The following is a 23,704-nucleotide window of genomic DNA, read 5'->3' as shown; positions in this document are numbered from 1 at the left end:
GCTGATTGCGCCGAGCGTATATCACTCACATTAAGAGTAAGTCGCGGTTATTTATATTAAAATGCCGTCCTACTCATTCTGTGCTAGCGGCAGCAACTGGTTTTTATTGCTCATACGTGTGGAGTAACGCTATGATTCAGGTTGAGTCAATGCTGGAAGTTGCAGACAATAGCGGTGCAAGGCGAGTTCAGTGCATTAAAGTACTGGGTGGTTCTCATCGTCGTTATGCATCAGTTGGCGACATTATTAAAGTAACGGTTAAAGAAGCCATTCCTCGTGGTCGTGTTAAAAAAGGCGACGTGATGAATGCAGTAGTTGTACGTACCAAAAAAGGCGTTCGTCGTCCAGATGGTTCTGTGTTACGTTTTGATGACAATGCTGCGGTATTGTTGAACCAAAACAAAGCGCCGATTGCAACTCGTATTTTTGGACCGGTAACTCGTGAACTACGTGGTGATCAGTTTATGAAAATTGTATCACTAGCACCAGAAGTATTGTGAGGTAATCCATGTCAAAATTACGTAAAGGCGATACAGTTATCGTGATTGCTGGGAAAGACAAAGGCAAGCAAGGTACTGTACAAGCTGTAAAAAACGATCGTATTAAAGTTGAAGGCATTAATATTGTCACTAAACATCAGAAGCCAAATCAGGCAACTGGCGTTGAAGGTGGCATTCTTAAGCAAGAAGCTTTTCTGCATATCTCAAATGTCGCAATCTTAAATGCGCAAACCCAAAAAGCAGACCGTATTACTTATCAGTTTGGCGAAGACGGCAAGAAACAACGCGTCTATCGTTCAAGCGGTGAAGTAGTGGCGACTGCGTAAGACACTAAGGGTGTAATGGTAATGGCAAGATTAAAATCTTTATATAACGATGAACTAAAGCAGCAAATCAAAGAAGAGCTTGGTTTGGCAAATGTGATGCAAGTGCCTAAAATCACTAAAATCACACTTAACATGGGTGTAGGCGGCGCGTCTCAAGACAAGAAATTGTTGGAAGGTGCTGTAGCTGATATGACCGCGATTGCTGGTCAAAAACCTGTTGTCACCAAAGCGCGTAAATCAGTTGCTGGCTTTAAGATTCGTGAAGAATGGCCAATTGGCTGTAAAGTAACGCTACGCGGTGAGCAAATGTACGAATTTTTAGATCGTCTCGTTGCCATTGCAATTCCTCGTATTCGTGATTTCCGCGGTTTTTCACCTAAAGCCTTTGACGGACGTGGTAACTACTCATTGGGTATCAAAGAACAAATCGTATTCCCAGAAGTAGATTTTGACAAGATTGATCGTATCCGTGGTATGGATGTGACAATCACCACGTCAGCTCAATCTGATGAAGAAGGTCGTGCGTTGCTTAAAGCATTCGGCTTCCCATTTAAATAAGGTAAAGACGTTATGGCAAAGAAGAGCATGATTAACCGCGAATTAAAGCGCGAAAAAATGGTTGCTAAATATGCTGAAAAGCGTATCAAGCTAAAAGAAACTATCAGTGATATGACTGCAAGTGACGAAACTCGTATGGAAGCGATGTTAGAGCTACAAGCTCTTCCGCGCAATTCATCACCAGTACGTCTGCGTAATCGTTGTGCTATCACCGGTCGTCCTCACGGTTACTTCCGCAAGTTTGGCTTGTCACGCAATATGCTGCGTGAGCGTGTCATGCAAGGCGATGTGCCTGGTGTTCGTAAAGCAAGCTGGTAAGGAGTAACTATATGAGTATGCAAGATACCGTTGGGGATATGCTAACCCGTATCCGTAACGCACAAATGGCTAACAAAGTATCGGTAGCAATGCCGAGCTCTAAATTACGTAAATCAATTGCTGATTTATTAGTTAGCGAAGGTTATGTGGCTAGCGCTGTTGTTGCTGAAGAAGAAAACAACAAAGCAACCCTTACTATTGAATTGAAATATTTCGAAGGCCGTGCTGTCATCGAAACTATCCAACGTTATAGCCGCCCTGGTTTACGCCAGTTCCGCGGTAAAGACGAAATCCCTACTGTTAAGCAAGGTATGGGTGTTGCTATCGTATCTACTAGCCAAGGTATCATGAGCGATCGTGCTGCACGCGCTGCTGGTATCGGTGGTGAAATCGTCGCATTTGTAGCGTAAGCTATACGACGATGAAGTCTATTTGATGGTTGTTAGGCTTCTATTGATTGAGTAATATTAAATTATTTTGAATTGATAGATGTCTAACACAGTCAACTATGCTAAACTAACACGCTTTTTAGCCTGTTAGTTTTTTCGCTAATATAAAGAAGTTAAATTTTTTAAGGAATATTCCTATGTCTCGTGTGGCTAAAGCCCCAGTGACGCTGCCAAACGGCGTAAGCGTTACTTTGAACGATCGGCAGGTCGAAGTTAAAGGCAAGAACGGTACTATGTCTTTACGCCTGCATGAATTGGTCGAGCTGAAACAGGAAGATGATGCTATCATTTTCTCACCTACAGTCGATTCAAAAGAAGCTATGATGCACACTGGCACCATGCGCGCTCTTGTTAACAACTATGTTACTGGCGTAAACGAAGGCTTTGAAAGACGTCTTCAGTTAATTGGTGTTGGTTATCGCGCGCAAGTTACTGGTAACAAAGTAACCTTGAACGTTGGTTATTCTCATCCAGTAGAGTATACGTTACCTGAAGGTGTATCAGCTGAAACGCCAACGCAAACTGAAATTGTTTTGAAATCAAACAATAAACAGCAGCTTGGTCAAGCAGCCGCCAACATCCGTGGTTTCCGCCCACCTGAGCCTTATAAAGGCAAAGGTATTCGTTATAGTGACGAGCATGTGATTCGCAAAGAAGCTAAGAAAAAATAAGGTGAGTTGAAATGTTTGATAAAAAAGCAGCTCGTCTGCGTCGAGCTAAGAAAACACGCGCGCATATCCGTTTCTTAGGCGTTCATCGCTTAACGGTTAACCGCACGTCAAAACATATTTATGCCCAGATTATCTCTCCAAATGGTGGTGAAGTGATTGCTCAGGCATCTACCTTAGACAGCAGCTTGCGTTCAGGCGCGACTGGTAATGCTGATTCAGCAACGTCTGTAGGCCAAATGATCGCAGAACGCGCAAAAGCAGCTGGCATTACTAAAGTTGCCTTTGACCGTAGTGGTTTCAAATATCATGGTCGAGTTAAAGCTTTAGCAGAAGCTGCTCGCGAAAACGGATTGGAGTTTTAATCATGGCTAGAAATGATAAAAATGATAAAAATGAACAGACTGACGGTCTAGTAGAACGCTTAGTTACCGTTGATCGCGTAGCGAAAGTTGTTAAAGGTGGTCGTATTTTCTCTTTCACTGCATTGACTGTAGTGGGCGATGGCAATGGTCGTGTTGGTTTTGGTCGCGGTAAAGCACGTGAAGTGCCAGCTGCTATCCAAAAAGCACTAGAAGCTGCCAAACGTAATATGATTACTGTTGAGCTAAATGATGCAACTTTGCATCATCCAATCAAAGCACGTCATGGTGCTAGTAAAGTCTACATGCAGCCTGCATCTGAAGGTACTGGCGTAATCGCTGGTGGCGCAATGCGTGCTGTATTAGAAGTTGCTGGTGTCAAAGATGTTTTGACTAAATGTTATGGTTCTACCAATACTGCTAACGTTGTTCGCGCAACGTTTAACGGTTTACGTGATATGTCAACTCCAGAGAAGATGGCAGCTAAACGTGGTAAATCTGTAGACGAAATCTTGGGTTAACTTAGACTAGGTGAGTTACGATGAAAAAAATGAAAGTCACTCAATTTAAATCGGGTGCCCATCGCCTAAAGAGCCACAAAGCGAGCTTGAAAGGATTGGGTTTACGCCGTATTAATCATACTGTAGTAGTAGAAGATACTCCTTCGACTCGTGGTATGGTCAATCGCGTTAACTACATGGTAAAAGTGGAGGAAGCGTAATGGGTCTTAGATTAAATGAATTATCACCAGGTGTTGGCGCAAAGAAAACTGCCCAACGTCGTGGTCGTGGTATCGGTTCAGGTCTTGGTAAGACTGGTGGTCGTGGTGTAAAAGGTCAGAAATCTCGTTCAGGTTCTAGCATTCGCTCAGGATTTGAAGGTGGTCAGATGCCTCTATATCGCCGTCTACCAAAATTTGGTTTTACCAGTAAACTGGCTATGAAGACTGCTGAAGTACGTCTTTCTGAACTGAATAAAATTGAAGGCGATGTAGTTAGCCTTGAAACACTTAAAGCTGCTAACCTTATCCGTCACGATATGAAACGTGCTCGTGTAATGCTATCAGGCGAAGTCACTAAAGCTTATACTTTCAAAGGTATTAAAGTGACTAAAGGTGCTAAGCAAGCTATCGAAGCTGCTGGTGGTAGCATCGAGGAGTAGTAACGTGTCAAAACAATCAATGTCATCGGCTGGTATACCGCTTAATCCATTCGCATTTATACGTAAGTATGATGAGCTATGGACGCGTTTATTATTTTTAATCGGCGCATTGATTGTTTATCGTTTAGGGTCACATATTCCAGTTCCGGGTATTAACCCAGTTAACTTGGCTGATCTGTTTTCGCGCAACGAAAACACCATTCTGAGCATGTTTAATATGTTCTCAGGTGGTGCGCTAGAGCGTATGTCTATCATGGCGCTTGGCATTATGCCATATATCTCAGCATCGATTATCGTACAGATGATGTCTGCAGTATTGCCATCGCTTGAAGCCCTCAAAAAAGAAGGTGAAGCGGGACGACGTAAGTTAAACAAGTATACCCGTCAGGGAACACTTGCTTTAGCACTAGTACAGTCATTAGGAATGTGTGCTGGCTTAATCAGCCAAAACCTTACTTTATCTACTGGTCTTACCTTTTATATTCCAGCTGTTACTTCTTTAGTAGCAGGCGCAATGTTCTTAATGTGGCTTGGTGAGCAGATTACAGAACGCGGCGTAGGTAATGGTATTTCAATGCTCATTTTTGCGAGTATTGTGGCTGGTACGCCAGGTATGATTTCGCAGTCTATTGAACAGGTCAATCAAGGTCAGATGAACTTGATTGTTCTATTTATTTTTGTACTGCTAGGTATCGCGGTTACTGCGGGTATCGTTTATATTGAACGTGCTCAACGCCGTGTTCCTGTGAACTATGCACAAAAACAGCAACAAGGTCGAAAAATTTATGCTCAGCAGCAATCACATTTGCCGCTTAAGCTAAATATGGCAGGGGTTATCCCAGCTATTTTTGCCAGTTCTTTGTTATTGTTTCCTGCAAGTTTAGGGCAGTGGGTTGGTCAATCGACTGATCCTACCTTTGTACAGAAAATACTTCAAAATATGGCATTGGTGTTGTCTCCAGGACAGCCGCTATATTTAGTACTGTTTGGCGCAATGATTATTTTCTTCTGTTATTTTTATACGGCATTGGTATTTAGTCCGCGTGAAGTAGCAGAGAACCTTAAACGTAGTGGTGCGTATATCCCAGGTATTCGCCCAGGACAACAAACTCAGCGTTACCTCGATCATGTATTAAACCGACTGACCTTTATTGGCGCGATGTATATGACGGTTATTTGTTTAATGCCAATGGTCGTCCAGTCATCGTTTGGTGTGCCGTTTCAACTCGGTGGTACGTCTTTACTGATTATGGTGGTTGTGGTAATGGACTTCATCTCGCAAATTCAAGCGCATTTGATGACCCATCAATATCATGATCAGACGTTAATTCAATCGCCCACTCAACCTTAAATGAGCGGTACGATATTTCAAGGAGCATGCTATGAAAGTTCAAGCATCAGTTAAAAAGATTTGTGGTAGCTGTAAAGTTGTGCGCCGTAAAGGCCGTGTACATATTATTTGTACAGCAGAACCTCGCCACAAGCAACGTCAAGGTTAATATTTAGTATTAGAAAACATTTAGTTTTCGCTGCTAATTAAATTAATACTTGAAAAATAACGGCGGATGCGATATCATCCGCCACTTGCCGTGTTTATACAAAATCTTTTATAATAGAATCGATGAGCAGACTTATAGTCAAAACATCGATAATGACTATAAAAGCTCTAGTATTAACAGCAACAAATCTGAAGAGTAAAGCCTTATCGCTAGATAACGCTTATTTTTCTTTAATGGAGAGAAATCAATGGCTCGTATTGCCGGCGTAAACATTCCGGATAATAAGCATGCTGTTATTTCACTAACTTACATCTTTGGTGTAGGTCGTACCACTGCTCAGAAAATCTTAGAAGCAGTTGGCATCGCCCCTACTACTAAAGTCAGTCAGTTAGATGATACACAGTTAGATGCTATCCGTGCACAAGTTGCAAACTACATGACCGAAGGTGACCTTCGTCGTGAAGTTTCAATGAACATCAAGCGTTTAGTTGATCTTGGTTGTTACCGTGGCATCCGTCATCGTCGTAACCTACCAGTTAGAGGTCAGAACACCAAGAACAACGCTCGTACTCGTAAGGGTCCGACACGCCCTCTCAAAAGATAATTAACTTAGGAAGCTAAAAGATGGCAAAAGACACTCGCAGTCGCAAAAAGGTGGCTCGTCGTTCAGTATCGGAGGGCATTGCCCATATCCATGCGTCTTTTAATAACACCATTGTTACGATTACCGATCGTCAAGGTAATGCATTGGCTTGGGCCACTTCAGGTGGACAAGGCTTCCGTGGTTCACGTAAATCTACACCATTTGCAGCTCAGGTTGCAGCTGAAGTCGCTGGTAAAGCGGCCCAAGAATATGGTGTTAAGAATATCGATGTTTTGGTCAAAGGACCAGGACCGGGTCGTGAGTCTGCGGTAAGAGCACTAGGTGCATTGGGTTATAAAGTTAACAGCATCTCTGATGTAACCCCAATCCCACACAATGGTTGCCGTGCGCCGAAAAAGCGCCGCGTCTAATATTAAAGACGAAGCTTTTTATACTAAAAGCTTATAGGAGACATAACAATGGCCCGCTATATTGGACCAAAACTGAAATTATCACGTCGTGAAGGTACGGATTTAGGCCTTAAGTCTGGCGTTAAACCGTATGACGTAAAAACGAAGAAAGCTGGTCGTCCACCAGGTCAGCATGGCGTAAGCCGTAACAAGACCTCAGAATATGCTCTACAGTTGCGTGAAAAGCAAAAAGTTAAGCGTATTTATGGTGTACTAGAGCGTCAATTCGCGAACTACTATAAAGAAGCTGCTCGTAAGCGTGGCGCTACTGGTGAAAACTTGCTAGCAATGCTTGAGAGCCGTCTAGATAACGTTGTATATCGCATGGGCTTTGGCTCAACTCGCGCAGAAGCACGTCAGCTAGTCAGTCATCGTACTGTTATGGTAAAAAAAGCTGGCCGTGATGAGTTTGTTCGTGTGAACATTCCTTCAATTCAGCTTCAAGATGGTGATGTCATCGCTATCCAAGAGAAATCTCGCGAACAGCTACGTATTAAAAACGCTATCGAATTAGCGACACAACGTGGTATTCCAGAATGGCTTGATGTTGACCACAGCAAACTACAAGGCACGTTTAAACATGCGCCTGATCGTATTGATCTACCTGCTGAAATCAACGAAAGCTTGATCGTTGAGCTATACTCTAAGTAATGACGTAATGCTCAATGTTATGAAAATGGCATTGAGCAATTAACGTTAATTAAACCAGTTTAATAAATCGAGGTGACATCATGATGCTAAATGCAACTGAGTTTCTAACGCCGAATGCCATTAATGTGGATACGGTTAACGAAACGATTGCGAAAGTCACGCTCGAACCGTTAGAACGCGGCTTTGGGCATACCCTAGGTAATGCTCTGCGTCGCATCTTGTTATCTTCATTACCTGGTGCTGCAGTCATTGAAGCTGAGATTGATGGTGTTGACCATGAATACTCAACGCTTGAAGGCCTGCAAGAAGATGTACTTGATTTGCTTTTGAACCTAAAAGGCTTAGCAATTACACTTCATGACCAAAATGAAGTATTTTTGACCTTGGATAAACAAGGTCCAGGCACTATTACTGCTGCAGACATCGCGTTGCCGCACAATGTTGACATCATCAATCCAGAATTGGTCTTGGGTACATTGAGCGATCGTGGTCATCTTAAGATGCGTTTGCGTGTAGTGATGGGTCGTGGATATGAGCCAGCAAACCAGCGCCGTGAAGATGGTGATACTAAAGCAATTGGACGCCTAAAGCTTGATGCAAGTTTTAGTCCTGTGCTTCGTGTTGCTTATCAGGTTGAGAACGCTCGTGTAGAGCAGCGTACTGATCTTGATCGTCTTATCATTGAGCTTGAAACTAATGGCACTATAGATCCAGAAGAAGCAATTCGTAAAGCAGCCACTATTTTACAACAACAGATTTCTATCTTTGTTGACCTAGAAGCTGAAGAAGCGCCTGAGCCTGTGAAAGAGAAAGAAGAGGTTGATCCGGTGCTATTACGCCCTGTGGACGATCTTGAACTAACGGTTCGCTCAGCCAACTGCTTGAAAGCTGAAAACATTTACTATATCGGTGATTTGGTACAGCGTTCAGAGACTGAACTTCTAAAAACCCCAAATCTTGGTAAGAAATCATTGACAGAAATCAAGGACGTATTAGCGTCTAAAGATTTAGAGCTCGGTATGCGCCTAGATAACTGGCCACCAGCTGATTTACGTGTTGATGATCGCTTTTCTTATCGTAGCCGTTAAACTTTAAGGATTTTTGACTATGCGCCATCGTAAGAGTGGAGTCAAGCTGGGTCGTACCGGCAGTCATCGTAAGGCAATGTTTCAGAACATGACTAACTCATTATTTGAGCATGAACTGATTAAAACAACTTTACCAAAAGCTAAAGAACTACGTCGCGTTGCCGAGCCATTGATCACTATGGCTAAAGAAGACAGCGTTGCTAACCGTCGTTTAGCATTCAGCCGTATGCGTAGCAAAGCTATGGTAGGCAAATTATTTGGCACGTTAGGTCCTCGTTACCAGACGCGTCCAGGTGGTTATTTGCGTATCGTAAAATGCGGTTACCGTGATGGTGACAATGCGCCAATGGCTTATGTAGAATTGGTTGATCGCGACTAGTTTTACACCTAAGACATATTCCATAAAAAAGCTCCAATGCAATTGGAGCTTTTTTTTGTCTTAAATTTGACTAAATATACTAGTAGCTGTTTAGAGCAATAATTAGCTGCTTAGAGTAATAAGGAATGGACATCAGCCGCACCTTGTCTGATAACTTCAGGAACGCTGCTAGTCATATCTACGATAGTAGTAAGCTTGGTCGTCTTTATACCTGCATTGATCAATCCATCGATTTGGTTACCTAGTAAGTCTTCAATCTCAAACGGGTCATCCAAAATATCGTCTCGATTAGGCAAAATCAGTGAGCTGGTTAAGATAGGTTCATCCATCGCTTCTAATAATGCTTGAGCAATAGGGTTACTAGGCACACGAATACCAATGGTCTTTTTCTTTGCATGCGCCAATTTTCTTGGTACGTCTTTAGTAGCATTAAGAATAAAAGTAATCGGGGCAGGGGTGTGGGCTTTCAACTGTTTAAATTGCACATTATCAACTGTTGCATAATTGGCAATCTCGCTTAGGTCACGGCACAGTAGAGTAAATTGATGCTTATCATCGAGTTCACGGATTTGCTTAAGCTTAGCTAGGGCATCCTTTGCACCCAAACGGCAACCAAAAGCGTAACTGGTATCAGTTGGGTAAATGATTAACTGATCTCTGCGCAATAGGTCAGCGGCTTGCTCAATGAGACGTGGCTGCGGATTATCGGGGTGAATATAGAAGACTTCCATAATGGTTCCTTATTTTATAATTATTGGTTTTTAATTGAGACAAATTCTTCATTGATTAGATGTAGTTCAATCATAAGTTATATTAGAAAAACTATTCTAGAACTAAAGCAGATCGATATCTTCAAAATACCACTTCAGTTACCAGTATAGCTCAAAGTAGATATAAGTTTAGTGGCAAGGCGTTACCAACCGTAGAAAATCGTTAATAAGTAGGAACGCTTAGTAATTTAAACTAAGCGCTGATCTCAGATGGAAAAATGCAAGCGCTAAGTAACGCAGTCAGTAAAGTCTTAGCGTCACGCGGCAGAGTATGAGGTTTGGCTATATAGCCTTCTACCTGCTGATAGACATCAATAGCAAAGGTGCTACTGCTAGTGTCGAAGTCGGCAAACAAGTTATCTTGTGAGACTTGGAAATTTCGCCCACACGCCAAGGTGAATAAACACTCTAATGCTTGAGGTTTGATTTCTACACGCTCAAATGCCTGCTGCTGCGCCGCTGATCGTCCATCTGGAGCATACCAGTAGCCAAAGTCAGATAGTTCTCTACGAGCGTCACCAGCTACGCACCAATGGCTAATTTCATGTAAAGCACTGGCAAAAAAGCCATGAGCGAACTCAATTCTGGCAGGCTTATCATTTTGAGCTGGAAAATACTCGGGTTCGTCATTGCTACGAACCAATATAACTTGCTGATCAGCGAATAAAGTATTAAATAGCTGTATGAGCCAATCGGTAGTTAATCGTTCGCTATCAACTACCAATTCTGCTGTATGAGTATCGTCAGATTGATTACTAGACAATTCTTGCCACTGACTCCTTAATTCATTTAAATACTTATCTTTATCAAGATGCAGTTTGTTATTGGCTGAATTTTCAGTATGATTCCCCAACTGAGTAAGCTGTTGTAGCAACGAACTTGCTTCAGTAGGAGAAAGTAAATCAGAAAAATTAATTTTATTATCGGATAGATTCATAGAGAAGACATTGACTTAATAAATACTAAAGACAAAAAACTTTAGGTAAAAAGGTAAGTAGTAAAAGAGCTTAAACAAATTTATTATCAAAAAATCTTAACATACTAGCGCTAGCAGAATATGGCACTTTCCGTTAGTATGGCAGGCAATATTATACACCGTTTTTATGAATGAGGCCGCGCATGTCAAGCACTCCAGAAACTAAACCGTCAGCACCTCACGCTGACAATAAAAAAGCGCCTGTATCTACTGGCATGCCTGAGCACATCTCTTTAGATAAGTGGGCAGACACTGGTTATGAATGGTCAGGAGAGGTCAAACCAAGCTCGTTTGATCGTCTTGCTACTACTCTGAGCACTGAACATGAGCAGTCAGATATACAGCTCAACGCTAACTTGTATCGTCGCAACAACGTCTTGCATTTAGCATTTACTTTAACAGGTGATGTTTGGCTAACTTGTCAGCGCTGCTTACAACCAATCGCGATAGACTTATCTGATGATTATGACATCGCGCTACTAGAAAACGATAGTCAGGTTCGCCTAGTTAAAGATGAACAAGATTATTTATTGCTGGATGAAATTGTTACCGAGCAATCTCCAGAGCGCCTGTTACCATTTAAGAAGTTGGTAGAAGACGAGATCTTGCTCAAAACACCAATGGCACCAAAGCATGACGATTGTGAGATGTCTGTTGAGCAGTTTGGTGAAATACCAGAAGAAGAGGAAGGTGAAAATCCTTTTGCTGCTTTAGCCTCGCTAAAAGGCAAACTATAAGCGTCAAAATTATCTACTCAATGCATTTAAAAAACCTTTTATCAGCTTTGTACAGAAGAGTGCAAGGCAGGGCTTTATTAATTTAATAAACATGCGTATAATGTCCGGTTTATTGCATTCGAGCAACCTGTTGCTTGCTGATAGAAACTGACTGGGTAAATTTTTTATAGGATTCAGCCTTGGTCAGTGCTTTATGTGAGTGGCAATCTATTTAACTAATGATGCTTAAGACTTAGGTTGTTATGATTATATAGCCTCTGTCAGTATCGACTTAAGCTGAATTTCAAGCTTATCCCTTTTAAGTATAGGAGCTATATCATGGCTGTTCAAAAAAGTCGTAAAAGCCGTTCTCGTCGTGACATGCGCCGTTCACATCACCGTATGGAAATTGCTGAACTAAGCGTAGATGCTACTACTGGTGAAAAACATCGTCGTCATCACATGACTAAAGATGGTTTCTACCGTGGTCGTCAACTGTTCAAAGTCAGCCAAGACGCCTAAGACATTGGCTCTATGATAGCTTAGGCGAAGATAATAATAGTACTGGTGACTATTATTATTTTTGCCTAGTTATCATTAGTCAATAAGCTTTGAGCTGAAAAAAGCCAAGTTATTTCGCTATCATATATTATGTGGCTGGATAACTTGGCTTTTTGTTATTTATAGCTAGACTTATTGCTTAATTCGCTTGTTATGTTTAGTAGATTTAAAAATGTGCTGATATAATCTGCTCCTTTAACTTGGGCAGCGTTACTCTTGCTGTTTGGTTTGCATCCGCTATGATAATCGTGTCTGTCAGTGTATAGTTTACTGACAATCCGTTTTCTTGCATAAATACTTGAAGTAGCGGCTTTGTATAACATCTAATAATATAATACACCCCATTGTTTTTAGGGATATTTCTAATCAGATAAGGAATATTGGTTATGGCTTCTGTACCCGATATGGTAAAAAAGCAACCCGCTCGTATCGCGGTCATTTTTCCTGGACAAGGATCTCAAGCAGTCGCAATGACGAGTGAGCTTGCTGAAATCTATCCAGAGATACGCGATACATTTACCGAAGCGAGTGATGCGCTTGGTGAGGATTTGTGGGCAATCTGTCAGGACGAAGAAAAACTCAATCAAACCCAATATACTCAGCCTGCGCTTTTGACAGCTAGTATTGCTATTTGGCGTGTCTTACAACAAAAAATAGAAGAGACGCCTTGTTATTTAGCTGGTCACTCTCTAGGCGAGTACAGTGCCCTGTGTGCTGCCAATGTGATATCGCTTGGTGATGCCGTCACTTTAGTACATAAGCGCGGTCAGTTGATGCAAGAGGCCGTTGTAGGTGTAGATACTGCTATGGCTGCAGTATTAGGACTAGAAGACAACCGAGTCGAAAACCTGTGTGAACAAGCAACCGAACACGTCGAAGATGCAGTAGTCGGTGCAGCCAATTTCAATAGTCCAGGACAAGTGGTTATCTCGGGTAACGCTGCTGGTGTTAATGCTGTTATTGATAAAGTCAAAAATACTGGCAAAAAATCTGTTCCTCTAAAAGTGAGTGTGCCGTCTCATTGCGCACTTATGGAACCTGCCAGCAATGCATTGGCTGAGATACTAGCGGGTATCAAGTTTGATCAGGCAACCATTCCTGTTATACAAAATCGCTATGCACGCGTCGAAACCAGTGCGGTCGGTATCAAGCAAGCATTGACCGAACAGCTGAGCGAGCCAGTACTGTGGTCAAAAACCATGCAAGAGCTGGCTGACAAGCAAATCAATATCTTAATTGAATGTGGCAGTGGTAATGTACTGAGCAATTTGGCGAAGCGTCAGGCGCAGCCAATCGCCAGCTATCCTACTGACAAGCCTGCCCGTCTAGAAAAATTATTGGAGGTGTTATCATGAGCCGTACGATTACATTAGTGACTGGCGCTAGCCGAGGTATTGGCAAAGCAGTGGCCAAACGTTTTGCCAAAGAAGGACATTTTGTCATTGGAACCGCGACCACTGAAAAAGGCGCTGAGCTTATCGATGACTACCTTCATGACACTGGTGGTATTGGTCGTGTTTTAGACGTACGTGATACTGCTCAAATTGACAAACTGTTTGAAGAGATCGAAAGCGTCTATGGCGCGGTGCAAGTATTGGTTAACAATGCAGGTATCACCCAAGATGGTCTACTGATGCGTATGAAAGATGAAGATTGGGAAAATGTCATCGATACCAATTTGACATCGGTATATCGCATGAGTAAACGTGCCGTACGCGGTATGATGAAAGCACGCCGTGGTCGTATTATCAACATTACCTCTGTCGTCGCTCAAATGGGCAATGCAGGCCAATCTAACTATGCGGCGACCAAAGCTGGCGTAGAAGGGTTTAGCCGTACGCTTGCCCGTGAGATTGGTTCACGCCAAGTGACCATTAACTGCGTGGCACCAGGCTTGATCGAAACGGATATGACAGATGAGCTTGATGAGCGCCTATTGAACTCTATGTTAGATGCTGTACCTATCAGCCGTCTTGGTCAGCCAGAAGACATCGCTGCAGCGGTACATTTCTTGGCTAGCGACGAGGCCAGTTATATCACAGGTGCTGTCATTCCTGTCAATGGCGGCATGTATATGTAGTCAATATACGAGCGTTACATAGTTATAATAAAAAACTGTGTGAACGAGTGTAAACTATAATAAAGGGTGCTATAATGACGGATACTTTTGAGTCAAAGCCCTGTATGATAACAGGGCTTTATTAGACATCAGACAAACTGTATAACATGTCATAGAGTACTCAGACAGCATTGCTGGTCTGGCAAACGCATTTTATATACCATGCTATAGCGTTAAATAAGGCGATATAGCAGTTTATTAAAAATAATAGATGATAACGGAGTGATCTACATGAGTAATGATATCGAGCTAAGAGTAAAAGCAGCAGTAGCTGAGCAACTAGGTATGAATGTTGAAGACATCAACAACGATGCTTCATTCATGGAAGACCTAGGTGCAGATTCTTTAGACCTAGTTGAATTAGTTATGTCATTTGAAAGTGATTTTGGTATCACTATTCCTGATGAAGATTCTGCAGAATTGACTACTGTTCAAAAAGCAATCGATTACGTACAAGCCCAACTATAATTTGCTACTTATTTAGCAGATTTATAATGCCGCTTATCTGATTAGATAGGCGGTTTTTTTATGGGCGTGTGATTATTATCTTTAAACGCAGCAATCGAATTTAACATTGACTACGTCAATTCAACATTATTCAACATACTATTACTATCTACATCGACTCACTTTATCTATACTCGTAACAGTAAGTCGTAGAAAAAGATGCCAGTTAGACATTTAAAATATTGTTTGATTGCGTGTTTTATTAAAAGAATGACAAATAATAATATTTCAAGGAGTAGATATATGGGTATGTTTAGCTTTGCAAAAGATATCGGTGATAAGATTTTTAACCGTGATGACGAAAAACATGATGCTAAGACAGAAACGAAAGCAGATGCTAATACACCAGTACAAAGTAGCGAGCCGAGTGCACAATCAGTGGCTAATATTCTGTTGCGCCGTATTCAGCAGCAAAACCTCAATATCAGTAACCTAAAAATTAAATATAACGGTTCTACAGATACCGCAGAAATCAGTGGTAATGCTAAAACTCAAGCTGATCGTGAAAAAGCAATTATCGCTATCGGTAACGTGCAAAACGTTGCAAAGGTTATTGATAACATCGATATTGAAGAAGATGCGCCTGAATCTACGATGTACACGGTAAAGTCTGGTGACAGCTTATCTAAGATTGCTAAAGAAGTTTATGGTTCATCTGGCGATTATATGAAGATATTTGAAGCAAACAAACCAATGTTATCTGATCCAGATAAAATCTATCCAGGTCAAGTATTACGTATTCCAAAGCCATAATTCTAGAAGAAGCGTATAGAAAGATAATATTTTAAATGTGACATTCTAATCAAAAAAGCCTCTTATTATTAAGAGGCTTTTTTTATGTTGTACACTTCAAATAACCATTTTATCTCAGGGATATTTGATAGTTATTAAGTGCTTGGTTAATTGGTTGAGTCTAGCCTACTATGCTGCTCAGCTAGAGCCCATTCGATATGCTCATCTAGCATGTCATTATGTATGGTTAATTTAGATTTTAACTGTTCAACTATTTCTAAGCTGGCATTAGCATTGCCAAGTCCGATAGCGATATTACGTAAAAAATTCACATAGCCGGTGCGTCTTAGCGGGCTACCTTGAGTGTTCTTCATAAAATCGGCTTCTTGCCACTGCCATAGTTCAAGCAAGCTACTATTATCCAATCTGTGCCTTGGTGCGAAGTCGTCAACGGTCGTAAGATTGGCATAACGATTCCATGGACAGATTAACTGGCAATCATCGCAGCCAAAGACCCTATTGCCAATCGCGCGTCTATATTTGGTATCGATGACGCCATCATGCTCGATAGTCAAATAAGAGATACAAGCAGAGGCGTTGAGCTCATGGGGCGCTACAATTGCTTGAGTAGGACATATATCAATACAAGCGCTACAACTACCGCAATGCTCCTTGACTGGTTTGTCGTCGGGCAGCTTAAGGCTCAAAAATAGCTCACCGAGCACAAAAAACGAGCCAGCTTGCTTATTTATCAGTAGTGTATGTTTACCTGTCCAACCGAGACCTGCTGCATCTGCAATAGGCCGCTCAAAGATAGGCGCCGAATCGCTAAAAGGTCTAAACACAAATTCTTTTTCTAAACCGATTTCCAAATGTTGCCATTCAGGAAGCATTGTTTCTATCTTTAAAGCCAATTGCTTTAAACGACTACGCATTGTTTTATGGTAGTCACGCCCTCTTGCATAACGCGCAATGATGCCTTTATTAGGGTGATCGTTATCAGTGACAGCACGCGGTGTGGGTGCTTGAGTTAGATAGTCCATACGTACGCTAATGATGGTCTTTGCGCCCTCGACTAGCTGATCAGGATGAGCGCGCAGATCATGATTATTATGCATAAACTGCAGTTGACCTTCATAACCTTTATCTAGCCACTTCTGTAGTTGTTCAATCTGCTTAGTAAACAAAGGATGATGTACGGATAAAAAACCACAATCAGCAAATCCTAGTTCCTGTGCTTGTGCTGTAATCCACTGCTTAACATCAGCTGTGGTTGTAAATACAGTTGGATTGGTAATGGTAATTTTGTTTTTATCAGTAGGCATAGAGAGTAGGTGCTTATTAGATGTTTTCTCGTTTGTTTTAATCAGATTATTCATATCTGACAATCAGAGATAATGTAAATACCGCTATGATAAGCCAGTGAGCAATGAGTGCAAGTATAAAAGAAAATAAACTCACATTCATATTGATACATAAGTCGAGGTAAGCTTTTGCTAAGCTGATATGAGAGATGAGCAACCAACTTTAGATAAAATAAAAAATGAGTAGAAACATCAAGGATAAGTTATGAGAAATAATACCAATTTATCACCTATAAAAAATACAAAACCTATTGCGCTATATAATAGTGAGCAGGTTTATGCGATGGAGCACGCTTGGTTTGCACAAGGATACGACAGTTTTGGTTTGATGAAACAAGCCGCTTGGCAAATGACACAGCAAATAGAACAGGTTTATGAGCGAAAAACCGTCAGTGCCAACCATTCTACTAATACTAACGTTTATCACCGTAGTGTTCATCCTCGTCGAGCAAGTATCTGGGTAGGGAAAGGTAATAATGGTGGTGATGGCTGGTTTATCGCTCATTATTTACAGCAAGTTGGCTGGCAAGTAGAAGTAATAACGGTTGGCTTTAGTAAAGATGATTTGATTATCGATGACCAACCAGTAACTTCTAAAACTCCTAGCAATAAAGATAGCGATAGTGGAAATATAACGGACGCGACAAAGGCATTACAGATAGCCCTAGCTAGCAGCTGTCACTATAAATGCTTTGAAGACATTATTAGTCACCATGATGCGGATAAAGGAAACTTGCCAGCTGATGTTTATATTGATGCATTATTTGGTATTGGCTTAGATCGTGCACCAGAAGGTATTTATGAATTAGCTATCAATACCTTCAATAGTCTTACTCAGCAAAATAACGCACTGGCAATAGCAGTTGATATTCCGAGTGGGTTAGTGGCCTCTACTGGTGAAGTTTTCGAGCGCATAGCGATACAAGCTGACGTAACTCTATGTTTGATTGCGCGTAAGTTTGGTCTGCATACTAAAGATGGTACAGACTATAGCGGAGACATAGTCGATATACCGTTGATACCTCATCAAATGGCATGTCCGCAAACAGCTAGCCATTATATGGTAGCTCAGAAAAATGCCAGTCAAGTATTTGAGCCAGTTGCCACGCTGCTGACGGCTGCGCATAGTATGAAGCCACGTCGCCAGAACAGCTATAAAGGTAGCTATGGTCATGTGCTAATTATTGGTGGAAATCGCGTTGATGGCTCTCAAGGTATGGGCGGTGCTGCCATACTGTCTGCGGCCAGTACGATGGCGACAGGTGCTGGTAAAATAACAGTTGCCTGCCATGAGGCTTTTCATGGGTCACTATTGACCTCATTGCCAGATGCGATGACCATTAATCTACATGACGCAAGCGGCATAAAAGGTTTGATTAAGCAGGCTAGTGTCGTTGCCATTGGGATGGGCCTTGGCCGTGATAAAAAAGCCAAAGCATTATTTATTGATTATGTACAGGCTGCTATAGAGAATGAAAAATCAATCGTGATCGATGCAGATGGACTTTATCACTTAGCATCGCTGCACATGGACAGTCATGAACTGGCGACAAAGCTACGAGAATATAGTGCTAATCATCGGGTTTGCTTGACGCCGCATAGTGGGGAAACAGCTAGATTACTTGAGCAAAAGATAAGTGAGATTGAGTCCAATAGACTGCAAGCTATAAAACAGTGCGCTGCAACATATGGTGGTGACTGGGTATTAAAAGGGGCAGGATCGTTAGTGTTAGAACAAGAAGAGGGAAAAGAAAGAGTATATGTCTGTAATGTGGGTAATGCTGGTATGGCAACCGCTGGCATGGGTGATGTGCTATCTGGGGTAACCGCTGGACTATTAGCACAGCAAGATTTATCAGCAGAGGCACGTAGCTTGCATCAAGCGGTTCTTATACATGGGTTTGCAGGAGATGTATTAGTCAATCAAGCGAATAGCGACACCAATACATTGCTAGTGGGGCAACGAGGGCTACAAGCTCAAGATATGCTAGCAGCCATTCGTCATGTAATGCAGCTTATGATAGTTTGATGTATTGCTTGAGATAGAGAGTTAAGTAGAAGAGTTAGCACAGTATTGATCAATCGCCTGCTGTACACGCTCGCGCTTAAGCTCAATTTCACGACCATCTAGATATTGACGCTTACCGTTGGCATCCATTTCATAGATACGGCCGCCGACATTGAGGTTAGTTAAATTGTTACGTAGTGATTGGCAGCGCTGAGCATTTTCTTTTGCATCTTGCTCTTTAATACGTGCTTCTAGTTGTGCAATTCTTTGCTCTTCTGCAGTTTGGGCATTATTACTCTGGTTGGGATCTGTTTTTCCTGCCATTTGGCCTGCGTTACTTTGTCTACCGTCACTACGAAATTCAATCAGTTCGATATTTTTACCGATCTGAGGGGCATGTTGACTATATTTAACTTCGCCATGCGCTCCGATAGACTTATAAACCTGAATAGCCTGACTGGCGTTCATAGACAACATTAGCATACACGCGGTACTCGTTAATAATTTGGCTGCGGTATTTATCTTAGACGCATATGCCATAATAGCAATCCTCTCATGTAGTAAAAATCAAATGTATATAGGTGTAAATATAACACTTGAGCGTTTAATTAGTAGTAATAATGTATCTACTTCTGATTCTAGCAAATAATACTTATCAATGTATATTATTTAATAACTAATAGTTTGGGATAGGCTTTAGAAGTTTTTCTTGACAATAACTCGTAAACCATCGAATATAATAGCAGTTGATTGGTCAGTGAGCGGCTTTTACGATGTTGCCGTGGCACTTGAGAATGAGAACTACGAGTTACTTATCGGTAGCTTACGCAGTTTTATTTCCTTTGTGATAATGATATAGCAAGCATAGTGGCACAACGACTACTATTGATAGCGATACATTGTCTCCGGACTTATCTGTCTACAATGACTAAGATAAACTTATTATTTGAAATGTGCTAAATGTGTTTTTAGCAGTTGTATCAAACGCGATATAGTACGCCGTTAAGAGGTTTCACCAAAGCCTATTGTAAGTTCTAAAGATCTTATAATTTGGCATTGGCTATGAAGTTTTTTTGCTTGTGTATATCGATACATCTGTACAAATAAAGTCACTATAGGTACTTGCTAGTATCGAATCTCAATAATAAGCGTCTTCTTTTATAGATGCACTCGCATCTTGTCACTGTATGTCGATAAACATCCATCACAAAGCTGACCTAAAATACACTGCTATGTTTGATTAGTATTGTCCTATGAGACAGTGTTAATTAAACCTATTGGGCAGATATTCTTGATATGGACAAGAATTAGCGATCATTCAGTAAGTAAAAATAACGACGGTAAGTAGTTATTTTTACTCATGGAATCCCGCAAATTCTCGCCGCAAAAAAAGGTGATGACAGTGACGCAAACCACGCAAAGTCCGAACATGACGGGACATACCCAAACGGGTAATGCCGCCAAAAATTTTGAACAAAAGCAACAACGTCTTGCAGAAGGTAGTGCACAGCCTGTGATGCTATCGGGCGCTGAAATGCTGGTGCAAGCACTGACTGACGAAGGTGTCGAATACATCTTTGGCTATCCAGGTGGCGCGGTCCTACACATTTATGATGCGCTGTTTCAGCAAGAAAATATTGAGCACATCTTAGTACGTCACGAGCAAGCAGCGGGCCACATGGCCGATGCTTATTCGCGAGTGACTGGTAATACTGGCGTCGTCTTGGCCACATCAGGCCCTGGTGCGACCAATACCGTGACAGCTATTGCTACTGCCTTTATGGATTCTGTACCAATGGTTGTAATCGCAGGTCAGGTGCCAAGCAGCCTAATTGGTGAAGATGCTTTCCAAGAAACAGATATGGTAGGCGTATCACGTCCTATCGTTAAGCATAGCTTCCAAGTACGTCATGCTAGCGAAATTCCAATGATTGTAAAAAAGGCATTTTATATTGCCCAGACTGGTCGCCCAGGCCCTGTCGTCATTGATGTGCCAAAAGACATGACTGCGCCTAGCGAAAAATTTGCTTACGAATATCCAGCAGAAGTTTTTATACGCTCTTATCAGCCTTCACTCAAAGGCCATAGCGGTCAAATCAAAAAAGCAATTGAAACGCTATTAGCAGCGCAGCGTCCTGTTGTATATGCAGGCGGCGGTGTGATTTGGAGCAATGCGCACGAAGAGTTAACAGATCTTGCACATCGTCTGAATTTACCAGTGACCAATACTTTGATGGGTCTTGGTACATTCCCTGGCTCTGATCGTCAGTTCTTAGGTATGCTTGGCATGCACGGTACTTACGAAGCCAATATGAGTATGCATCATGCTGATGTGATTTTGGCTGTCGGCGCGCGTTTCGATGATCGTGTGACCAACAACGTCAAAAAGTTCTGCCCTAATGCAACCATCATTCATATCGATATCGATCCTGCGTCAATTTCAAAAACGATTCTTGCGCACATTCCTATCGTAGGTGATGTGAAGTCAGTCTTAACGGACATGCTAGATATTGTTGGTCAAGACAAGCAGTTAGAGCAGCACGCATTGCTCGATTGGTGGTCACAAATTAATGAGTGGCGTAAGCGTCATGGCTTGCGCTATGACACCAGCACAGATAATGGTATTAAGCCACAAAGTGTCGTGCAAGCTTTAGATAAAGTGACTAACAGTAACGCTATTATCACAAGTGACGTCGGTCAGCATCAGATGTTTGCGGCGCTTTACTATACTTACAATGAGCCACGTCAATGGCTGAATTCAGGTGGTCTTGGTACCATGGGTGTTGGTCTGCCATATGCAATGGCTGCCAAACTTGCCAATCCTGAGCGTGATGTGGTTTGTATTACTGGTGAAGGCTCTATTCAGATGAATATCCAAGAGCTATCGACCTGCTTGCAATATAACTTACCAGTTAAAATTCTGAACATTAACAATGCGCAGCTTGGTATGGTGAAGCAGTGGCAAGATATGCTGTATGAAGGTCGTCATGCCCAGTCTTATATGAACTCCTTACCAGATTTTGTCAAATTGGCTGAAAGCTATGGTCATGTCGGTATCAAAATTACTGACCCTGCGACTATGGAAGCACAATTGGCTGAAGCAATGGCTATGAAAGACAAACTGGTATTTATCGATGTTTACGTCGATCGTAATGAGCATGTATATCCAATGCAAATCGCTGGACAGGCCATGCGTGATATGTGGTTAACAAAAGGGGAGCGTACCTAATGCAACAACAACATCTGATTTCGGTATTGATGGAAAACGAAGCGGGTTCGTTGTCGCGGTTAGTCGGCTTGTTCTCACAACGTGGCTACAATATCGAAACTTTGAACGTCGCGCCTACTGATGACCCAAGTATTTCACGTCTAACGGTTACGACCATTACGTCACCTGAAAGAATTGAGCAGATCACCAAACAATTGCATAAATTGATTGAAGTGGTTAAAGTGCTTAATCTGACGGAGAACGTACACGTTGAGCGTGAATTGATGCTCATTAAAGTCCGTGCAACAGGCGGTGTTCGTGAAGAGATCAAACGTAGCGCAGATATTTTCCGCGCACAAATCGTCGATGTAAATTCGAACTTATATACGATTCAAATCGTGGGCGACAAAGCCAAACTTGATGGTTTTATCGATGTGATTGGCCGTGAGCGCATTATGGAAGTGGTTCGCTCAGGTGTTATCGGTATTGCCCGCGGTGAAAAAACCCTAAGCATTTAATTATTTATCAAAACCAGTTTAAACCAATAGTTATTTATCTAATCAACAAAGCGCTTATCTTAGTTATTATATCGACTACAGCATAAGCGTTTACTATCCATGGCAAGCCATGATTGAGAACAAGGACTCTATTTATGAACGTTTATTATGACAAAGATTGTGACCTATCTATTATCCAAGGTAAAAAAGTTGCTATTATCGGTTACGGTTCACAAGGCCATGCACACGCGCTTAACCTACAAGATTCAGACGTCGATGTAACTGTTGGTCTACGTGCAAACTCAAGCTCATGGAAAAAAGCTGAAAATGCTGGTTTAAAAGTCGCTGAAGTAGAAGAAGCGGTAAAAGCTGCTGACGTTATCATGATTTTGACGCCTGATGAGTTCCAAAAAGAGCTTTATAATGATGTGATCGAGCCAAACATTAAAGAAGGCGCGACATTAGCTTTTGCTCACGGTTTCGCAATCCATTACAACCAAGTTGTCCCACGTGGCGACCTTGATGTCATCATGGTTGCACCGAAAGCACCAGGTCATACTGTACGTTCAGAGTTCGCTAAAGGCGGCGGTATTCCTGATCTTATCGCTATCTATCAAGACGCTTCTGGTCAAGCCAAACAGTTAGCATTATCGTATGCTGCTGGCGTTGGTGGTGGTCGTTCAGGCATCATCGAAACAACGTTCAAAGATGAGACTGAAACGGATCTATTCGGTGAGCAAGCCGTACTTTGTGGTGGTGCAGTAGAGCTGGTTAAAATGGGCTTTGAGACGCTAACAGAAGCGGGCTATGCACCAGAAATGGCTTATTTCGAATGTCTACATGAGCTAAAGCTTATCGTTGACTTGATGTATGAAGGCGGCATCGCTGACATGAACTACTCAATCAGTAACAACGCTGAATACGGCGAATACGTTACTGGCCCTGAAGTTATTAACGAGCAGTCACGTGAAGCCATGCGTAATGCACTAAAACGCATCCAGTCTGGTGAATACGCGAAGATGTTCATCTCTGAAGGCGCAACCAACTATCCATCAATGACTGCGCGTCGTCGTAACAACGCCGATCATCAAATCGAAATCACTGGTGCTAAGCTACGTGGCATGATGCCATGGATCGGTGGTAACAAAATCATCGATAAAGACAAAAACTAAGTTTTATACAGATAAAAGTCTTATTCAGATAAAAATCTGATTTAGATGAAATAGCCCATGTT

General features: G+C 41.9%; 31 protein-coding genes. 27 read left to right on the top strand and 4 right to left on the bottom strand.

The window, feature by feature from the left end; all coding sequences use genetic code 11:
* Window positions 1-131: 131 nt before the first annotated feature.
* From rplN to rplQ, 17 genes are all read left to right on the top strand, one after another.
* The gene (rplN, locus tag ACQKCP_RS11340) at window positions 132-500 is read left to right on the top strand and encodes a 50S ribosomal protein L14 (RefSeq protein WP_010196702.1); all 369 of its coding nucleotides are present in this window, start codon (window positions 132-134) and stop codon (window positions 498-500) included.
* A gap of 8 nt (window positions 501-508) precedes the next feature.
* Window positions 509-826, top strand: coding sequence for a 50S ribosomal protein L24 (rplX, locus tag ACQKCP_RS11335; protein ID WP_101204866.1), 318 nt, complete (start codon window positions 509-511; stop codon window positions 824-826).
* Window positions 827-847: 21 nt separating this feature from the next.
* On the top strand, window positions 848-1,384 hold the full coding sequence (gene rplE / locus ACQKCP_RS11330) for a 50S ribosomal protein L5 (protein ID WP_101204865.1): 537 nt from the start codon (window positions 848-850) through the stop codon (window positions 1,382-1,384).
* A gap of 12 nt (window positions 1,385-1,396) precedes the next feature.
* Window positions 1,397-1,702: a 30S ribosomal protein S14 gene (gene rpsN / locus ACQKCP_RS11325; protein WP_010196705.1), complete on the top strand. Its 306-nt coding sequence runs from the start codon at window positions 1,397-1,399 to the stop codon at window positions 1,700-1,702.
* 11 nt (window positions 1,703-1,713) lie between these two features.
* A complete protein-coding gene (rpsH, locus tag ACQKCP_RS11320; RefSeq protein WP_319052272.1) occupies window positions 1,714-2,112 on the top strand; it encodes a 30S ribosomal protein S8 in 399 nt (132 codons plus the stop codon).
* A gap of 176 nt (window positions 2,113-2,288) precedes the next feature.
* Window positions 2,289-2,822: a 50S ribosomal protein L6 gene (gene rplF, locus ACQKCP_RS11315; RefSeq protein ID WP_298810438.1), complete on the top strand. Its 534-nt coding sequence runs from the start codon at window positions 2,289-2,291 to the stop codon at window positions 2,820-2,822.
* Window positions 2,823-2,833: 11 nt separating this feature from the next.
* Window positions 2,834-3,184 (top strand): 50S ribosomal protein L18, encoded by a 351-nt coding sequence (gene rplR / locus ACQKCP_RS11310; protein ID WP_057758713.1) that lies wholly within the window; start codon window positions 2,834-2,836, stop codon window positions 3,182-3,184.
* Between the two features lie 2 nt (window positions 3,185-3,186).
* Complete coding sequence (gene rpsE, locus ACQKCP_RS11305; protein ID WP_057758716.1) at window positions 3,187-3,702, top strand: 30S ribosomal protein S5; 516 nt, start codon at window positions 3,187-3,189, stop codon at window positions 3,700-3,702.
* 20 nt (window positions 3,703-3,722) lie between these two features.
* Window positions 3,723-3,902, top strand: coding sequence for a 50S ribosomal protein L30 (gene rpmD, locus ACQKCP_RS11300; RefSeq protein WP_057758718.1), 180 nt, complete (start codon window positions 3,723-3,725; stop codon window positions 3,900-3,902).
* Window positions 3,902-4,342, top strand: a complete 441-nt coding sequence (rplO, locus tag ACQKCP_RS11295) for a 50S ribosomal protein L15 (protein WP_057758719.1) — start codon at window positions 3,902-3,904, stop codon at window positions 4,340-4,342. The genes rpmD and rplO overlap by 1 nt, the downstream gene beginning before the upstream one ends.
* Window positions 4,343-4,361: 19 nt before the next feature.
* Complete coding sequence (gene secY / locus ACQKCP_RS11290) at window positions 4,362-5,693, top strand: preprotein translocase subunit SecY (RefSeq protein WP_166739245.1); 1,332 nt, start codon at window positions 4,362-4,364, stop codon at window positions 5,691-5,693.
* 31 nt (window positions 5,694-5,724) lie between these two features.
* Window positions 5,725-5,841 carry a 50S ribosomal protein L36 gene (gene rpmJ / locus ACQKCP_RS11285; RefSeq protein WP_010196721.1) on the top strand — a complete coding sequence of 39 codons (117 nt, stop codon included), beginning with the start codon at window positions 5,725-5,727 and terminating at the stop codon, window positions 5,839-5,841.
* Window positions 5,842-6,088: 247 nt separating this feature from the next.
* Window positions 6,089-6,445, top strand: coding sequence for a 30S ribosomal protein S13 (gene rpsM / locus ACQKCP_RS11280; RefSeq protein WP_021813384.1), 357 nt, complete (start codon window positions 6,089-6,091; stop codon window positions 6,443-6,445).
* Window positions 6,446-6,465: 20 nt separating this feature from the next.
* Window positions 6,466-6,855 carry a 30S ribosomal protein S11 gene (gene rpsK, locus ACQKCP_RS11275; RefSeq protein WP_010196728.1) on the top strand — a complete coding sequence of 130 codons (390 nt, stop codon included), beginning with the start codon at window positions 6,466-6,468 and terminating at the stop codon, window positions 6,853-6,855.
* Window positions 6,856-6,903: 48 nt separating this feature from the next.
* On the top strand, window positions 6,904-7,545 hold the full coding sequence (gene rpsD, locus ACQKCP_RS11270) for a 30S ribosomal protein S4 (RefSeq protein ID WP_057758723.1): 642 nt from the start codon (window positions 6,904-6,906) through the stop codon (window positions 7,543-7,545).
* An 80-nt stretch (window positions 7,546-7,625) separates the two neighbouring features.
* Window positions 7,626-8,633, top strand: coding sequence for a DNA-directed RNA polymerase subunit alpha (locus ACQKCP_RS11265; RefSeq protein WP_021813386.1), 1,008 nt, complete (start codon window positions 7,626-7,628; stop codon window positions 8,631-8,633).
* 19 nt (window positions 8,634-8,652) lie between these two features.
* On the top strand, window positions 8,653-9,012 hold the full coding sequence (rplQ, locus tag ACQKCP_RS11260) for a 50S ribosomal protein L17 (RefSeq protein WP_021813387.1): 360 nt from the start codon (window positions 8,653-8,655) through the stop codon (window positions 9,010-9,012).
* Window positions 9,013-9,122: 110 nt separating this feature from the next.
* Here the strand turns inward: rplQ and ACQKCP_RS11255 are convergent, their stop codons facing one another.
* Entirely contained in the window at window positions 9,123-9,743 is a 621-nt protein-coding gene (locus tag ACQKCP_RS11255) for an L-threonylcarbamoyladenylate synthase (RefSeq protein ID WP_427612385.1), read from the bottom strand.
* 232 nt (window positions 9,744-9,975) lie between these two features.
* Complete coding sequence (locus tag ACQKCP_RS11250) at window positions 9,976-10,719, bottom strand: elongation factor P hydroxylase (RefSeq protein ID WP_427612384.1); 744 nt, start codon at window positions 10,717-10,719, stop codon at window positions 9,976-9,978.
* A 182-nt stretch (window positions 10,720-10,901) separates the two neighbouring features.
* Between ACQKCP_RS11250 and ACQKCP_RS11245 the strand changes: the two genes are divergently transcribed.
* The 6 genes from ACQKCP_RS11245 to lysM all read left to right on the top strand — a co-directional run bounded on the left by ACQKCP_RS11245 (window position 10,902) and on the right by lysM (window position 15,414).
* Window positions 10,902-11,495: a YceD family protein gene (locus tag ACQKCP_RS11245; RefSeq protein ID WP_102077932.1), complete on the top strand. Its 594-nt coding sequence runs from the start codon at window positions 10,902-10,904 to the stop codon at window positions 11,493-11,495.
* A 318-nt stretch (window positions 11,496-11,813) separates the two neighbouring features.
* Window positions 11,814-11,996, top strand: coding sequence for a 50S ribosomal protein L32 (rpmF, locus tag ACQKCP_RS11240; RefSeq protein WP_057758809.1), 183 nt, complete (start codon window positions 11,814-11,816; stop codon window positions 11,994-11,996).
* Window positions 11,997-12,421: 425 nt separating this feature from the next.
* The gene (gene fabD, locus ACQKCP_RS11235; RefSeq protein WP_191114795.1) at window positions 12,422-13,390 is read left to right on the top strand and encodes an ACP S-malonyltransferase; all 969 of its coding nucleotides are present in this window, start codon (window positions 12,422-12,424) and stop codon (window positions 13,388-13,390) included.
* Window positions 13,387-14,115, top strand: coding sequence for a 3-oxoacyl-ACP reductase FabG (fabG, locus tag ACQKCP_RS11230; RefSeq protein WP_057758813.1), 729 nt, complete (start codon window positions 13,387-13,389; stop codon window positions 14,113-14,115). Before fabD ends, fabG begins: the two co-directional genes overlap by 4 nt.
* A gap of 270 nt (window positions 14,116-14,385) precedes the next feature.
* Window positions 14,386-14,622 (top strand): acyl carrier protein, encoded by a 237-nt coding sequence (gene acpP, locus ACQKCP_RS11225; RefSeq protein WP_057758815.1) that lies wholly within the window; start codon window positions 14,386-14,388, stop codon window positions 14,620-14,622.
* A gap of 282 nt (window positions 14,623-14,904) precedes the next feature.
* Window positions 14,905-15,414: a peptidoglycan-binding protein LysM gene (lysM, locus tag ACQKCP_RS11220; protein WP_057758817.1), complete on the top strand. Its 510-nt coding sequence runs from the start codon at window positions 14,905-14,907 to the stop codon at window positions 15,412-15,414.
* 146 nt (window positions 15,415-15,560) lie between these two features.
* Here the strand turns inward: lysM and queG are convergent, their stop codons facing one another.
* Window positions 15,561-16,718 carry a tRNA epoxyqueuosine(34) reductase QueG gene (queG, locus tag ACQKCP_RS11215; RefSeq protein WP_427612383.1) on the bottom strand — a complete coding sequence of 386 codons (1,158 nt, stop codon included), beginning with the start codon at window positions 16,716-16,718 and terminating at the stop codon, window positions 15,561-15,563.
* Between the two features lie 244 nt (window positions 16,719-16,962).
* Here queG and ACQKCP_RS11210 point away from each other — a divergent pair, with 244 nt between their 5' ends.
* Window positions 16,963-18,786, top strand: a complete 1,824-nt coding sequence (locus ACQKCP_RS11210; protein ID WP_427612382.1) for an NAD(P)H-hydrate dehydratase — start codon at window positions 16,963-16,965, stop codon at window positions 18,784-18,786.
* A gap of 21 nt (window positions 18,787-18,807) precedes the next feature.
* On the opposite strand, the gene ACQKCP_RS11205 is transcribed toward ACQKCP_RS11210, so the two are convergent.
* Window positions 18,808-19,305 (bottom strand): DUF4124 domain-containing protein, encoded by a 498-nt coding sequence (locus ACQKCP_RS11205; RefSeq protein ID WP_379543847.1) that lies wholly within the window; start codon window positions 19,303-19,305, stop codon window positions 18,808-18,810.
* 976 nt (window positions 19,306-20,281) lie between these two features.
* Here ACQKCP_RS11205 and ACQKCP_RS11200 point away from each other — a divergent pair.
* The 3 genes from ACQKCP_RS11200 (at window position 20,282) to ilvC (ending at window position 23,642) form a co-directional block, all read left to right on the top strand.
* On the top strand, window positions 20,282-21,994 hold the full coding sequence (locus tag ACQKCP_RS11200) for an acetolactate synthase 3 large subunit (protein ID WP_427612435.1): 1,713 nt from the start codon (window positions 20,282-20,284) through the stop codon (window positions 21,992-21,994).
* Window positions 21,994-22,491, top strand: coding sequence for an acetolactate synthase small subunit (gene ilvN, locus ACQKCP_RS11195; protein ID WP_057758828.1), 498 nt, complete (start codon window positions 21,994-21,996; stop codon window positions 22,489-22,491). Before ACQKCP_RS11200 ends, ilvN begins: the two co-directional genes overlap by 1 nt.
* A gap of 134 nt (window positions 22,492-22,625) precedes the next feature.
* A complete protein-coding gene (ilvC, locus tag ACQKCP_RS11190) occupies window positions 22,626-23,642 on the top strand; it encodes a ketol-acid reductoisomerase (RefSeq protein ID WP_101204856.1) in 1,017 nt (338 codons plus the stop codon).
* Window positions 23,643-23,704: the final 62 nt, after the last annotated feature.

The organism is Psychrobacter sp. NPDC078631, assembly GCF_050268165.1.
Taxonomy (GTDB): domain Bacteria; phylum Pseudomonadota; class Gammaproteobacteria; order Pseudomonadales; family Moraxellaceae; genus Psychrobacter.
This window is presented reverse-complemented; position numbering and strand designations above follow the sequence as displayed.

Excerpts from the sequence above, each read along its gene's own strand:
- rpsH (WP_319052272.1), top strand. The coding sequence starts at position 1,714 with ATGAGTATGCAAGATACCGTTGGGGATATGCTAACCCGTATCCGTAAC.
- rpsK (WP_010196728.1), top strand. The coding sequence starts at position 6,466 with ATGGCAAAAGACACTCGCAGTCGCAAAAAGGTGGCTCGTCGTTCAGTA.
- rpsM (WP_021813384.1), top strand. The coding sequence starts at position 6,089 with ATGGCTCGTATTGCCGGCGTAAACATTCCGGATAATAAGCATGCTGTT.
- rplE (WP_101204865.1), top strand. The coding sequence starts at position 848 with ATGGCAAGATTAAAATCTTTATATAACGATGAACTAAAGCAGCAAATC.
- rpmF (WP_057758809.1), top strand. The coding sequence starts at position 11,814 with ATGGCTGTTCAAAAAAGTCGTAAAAGCCGTTCTCGTCGTGACATGCGC.
- rpmD (WP_057758718.1), top strand. The coding sequence starts at position 3,723 with ATGAAAAAAATGAAAGTCACTCAATTTAAATCGGGTGCCCATCGCCTA.
- ACQKCP_RS11205 (WP_379543847.1), bottom strand. The coding sequence starts at position 19,305 with ATGGCATATGCGTCTAAGATAAATACCGCAGCCAAATTATTAACGAGT.
- acpP (WP_057758815.1), top strand. The coding sequence starts at position 14,386 with ATGAGTAATGATATCGAGCTAAGAGTAAAAGCAGCAGTAGCTGAGCAA.
- rpsD (WP_057758723.1), top strand. The coding sequence starts at position 6,904 with ATGGCCCGCTATATTGGACCAAAACTGAAATTATCACGTCGTGAAGGT.
- ACQKCP_RS11245 (WP_102077932.1), top strand. The coding sequence starts at position 10,902 with ATGTCAAGCACTCCAGAAACTAAACCGTCAGCACCTCACGCTGACAAT.
- ACQKCP_RS11250 (WP_427612384.1), bottom strand. The coding sequence starts at position 10,719 with ATGAATCTATCCGATAATAAAATTAATTTTTCTGATTTACTTTCTCCT.
- queG (WP_427612383.1), bottom strand. The coding sequence starts at position 16,718 with ATGCCTACTGATAAAAACAAAATTACCATTACCAATCCAACTGTATTT.
- rplO (WP_057758719.1), top strand. The coding sequence starts at position 3,902 with ATGGGTCTTAGATTAAATGAATTATCACCAGGTGTTGGCGCAAAGAAA.
- rpmJ (WP_010196721.1), top strand. The coding sequence starts at position 5,725 with ATGAAAGTTCAAGCATCAGTTAAAAAGATTTGTGGTAGCTGTAAAGTT.
- rplR (WP_057758713.1), top strand. The coding sequence starts at position 2,834 with ATGTTTGATAAAAAAGCAGCTCGTCTGCGTCGAGCTAAGAAAACACGC.
- ilvC (WP_101204856.1), top strand. The coding sequence starts at position 22,626 with ATGAACGTTTATTATGACAAAGATTGTGACCTATCTATTATCCAAGGT.
- lysM (WP_057758817.1), top strand. The coding sequence starts at position 14,905 with ATGGGTATGTTTAGCTTTGCAAAAGATATCGGTGATAAGATTTTTAAC.
- ACQKCP_RS11255 (WP_427612385.1), bottom strand. The coding sequence starts at position 9,743 with ATGGAAGTCTTCTATATTCACCCCGATAATCCGCAGCCACGTCTCATT.
- rpsE (WP_057758716.1), top strand. The coding sequence starts at position 3,187 with ATGGCTAGAAATGATAAAAATGATAAAAATGAACAGACTGACGGTCTA.
- fabG (WP_057758813.1), top strand. The coding sequence starts at position 13,387 with ATGAGCCGTACGATTACATTAGTGACTGGCGCTAGCCGAGGTATTGGC.
- rpsN (WP_010196705.1), top strand. The coding sequence starts at position 1,397 with ATGGCAAAGAAGAGCATGATTAACCGCGAATTAAAGCGCGAAAAAATG.
- ACQKCP_RS11210 (WP_427612382.1), top strand. The coding sequence starts at position 16,963 with ATGAGAAATAATACCAATTTATCACCTATAAAAAATACAAAACCTATT.
- ACQKCP_RS11265 (WP_021813386.1), top strand. The coding sequence starts at position 7,626 with ATGATGCTAAATGCAACTGAGTTTCTAACGCCGAATGCCATTAATGTG.
- rplQ (WP_021813387.1), top strand. The coding sequence starts at position 8,653 with ATGCGCCATCGTAAGAGTGGAGTCAAGCTGGGTCGTACCGGCAGTCAT.
- ACQKCP_RS11200 (WP_427612435.1), top strand. The coding sequence starts at position 20,282 with ATGCTATCGGGCGCTGAAATGCTGGTGCAAGCACTGACTGACGAAGGT.
- rplN (WP_010196702.1), top strand. The coding sequence starts at position 132 with ATGATTCAGGTTGAGTCAATGCTGGAAGTTGCAGACAATAGCGGTGCA.
- rplX (WP_101204866.1), top strand. The coding sequence starts at position 509 with ATGTCAAAATTACGTAAAGGCGATACAGTTATCGTGATTGCTGGGAAA.
- secY (WP_166739245.1), top strand. The coding sequence starts at position 4,362 with ATGTCATCGGCTGGTATACCGCTTAATCCATTCGCATTTATACGTAAG.
- ilvN (WP_057758828.1), top strand. The coding sequence starts at position 21,994 with ATGCAACAACAACATCTGATTTCGGTATTGATGGAAAACGAAGCGGGT.
- fabD (WP_191114795.1), top strand. The coding sequence starts at position 12,422 with ATGGCTTCTGTACCCGATATGGTAAAAAAGCAACCCGCTCGTATCGCG.
- rplF (WP_298810438.1), top strand. The coding sequence starts at position 2,289 with ATGTCTCGTGTGGCTAAAGCCCCAGTGACGCTGCCAAACGGCGTAAGC.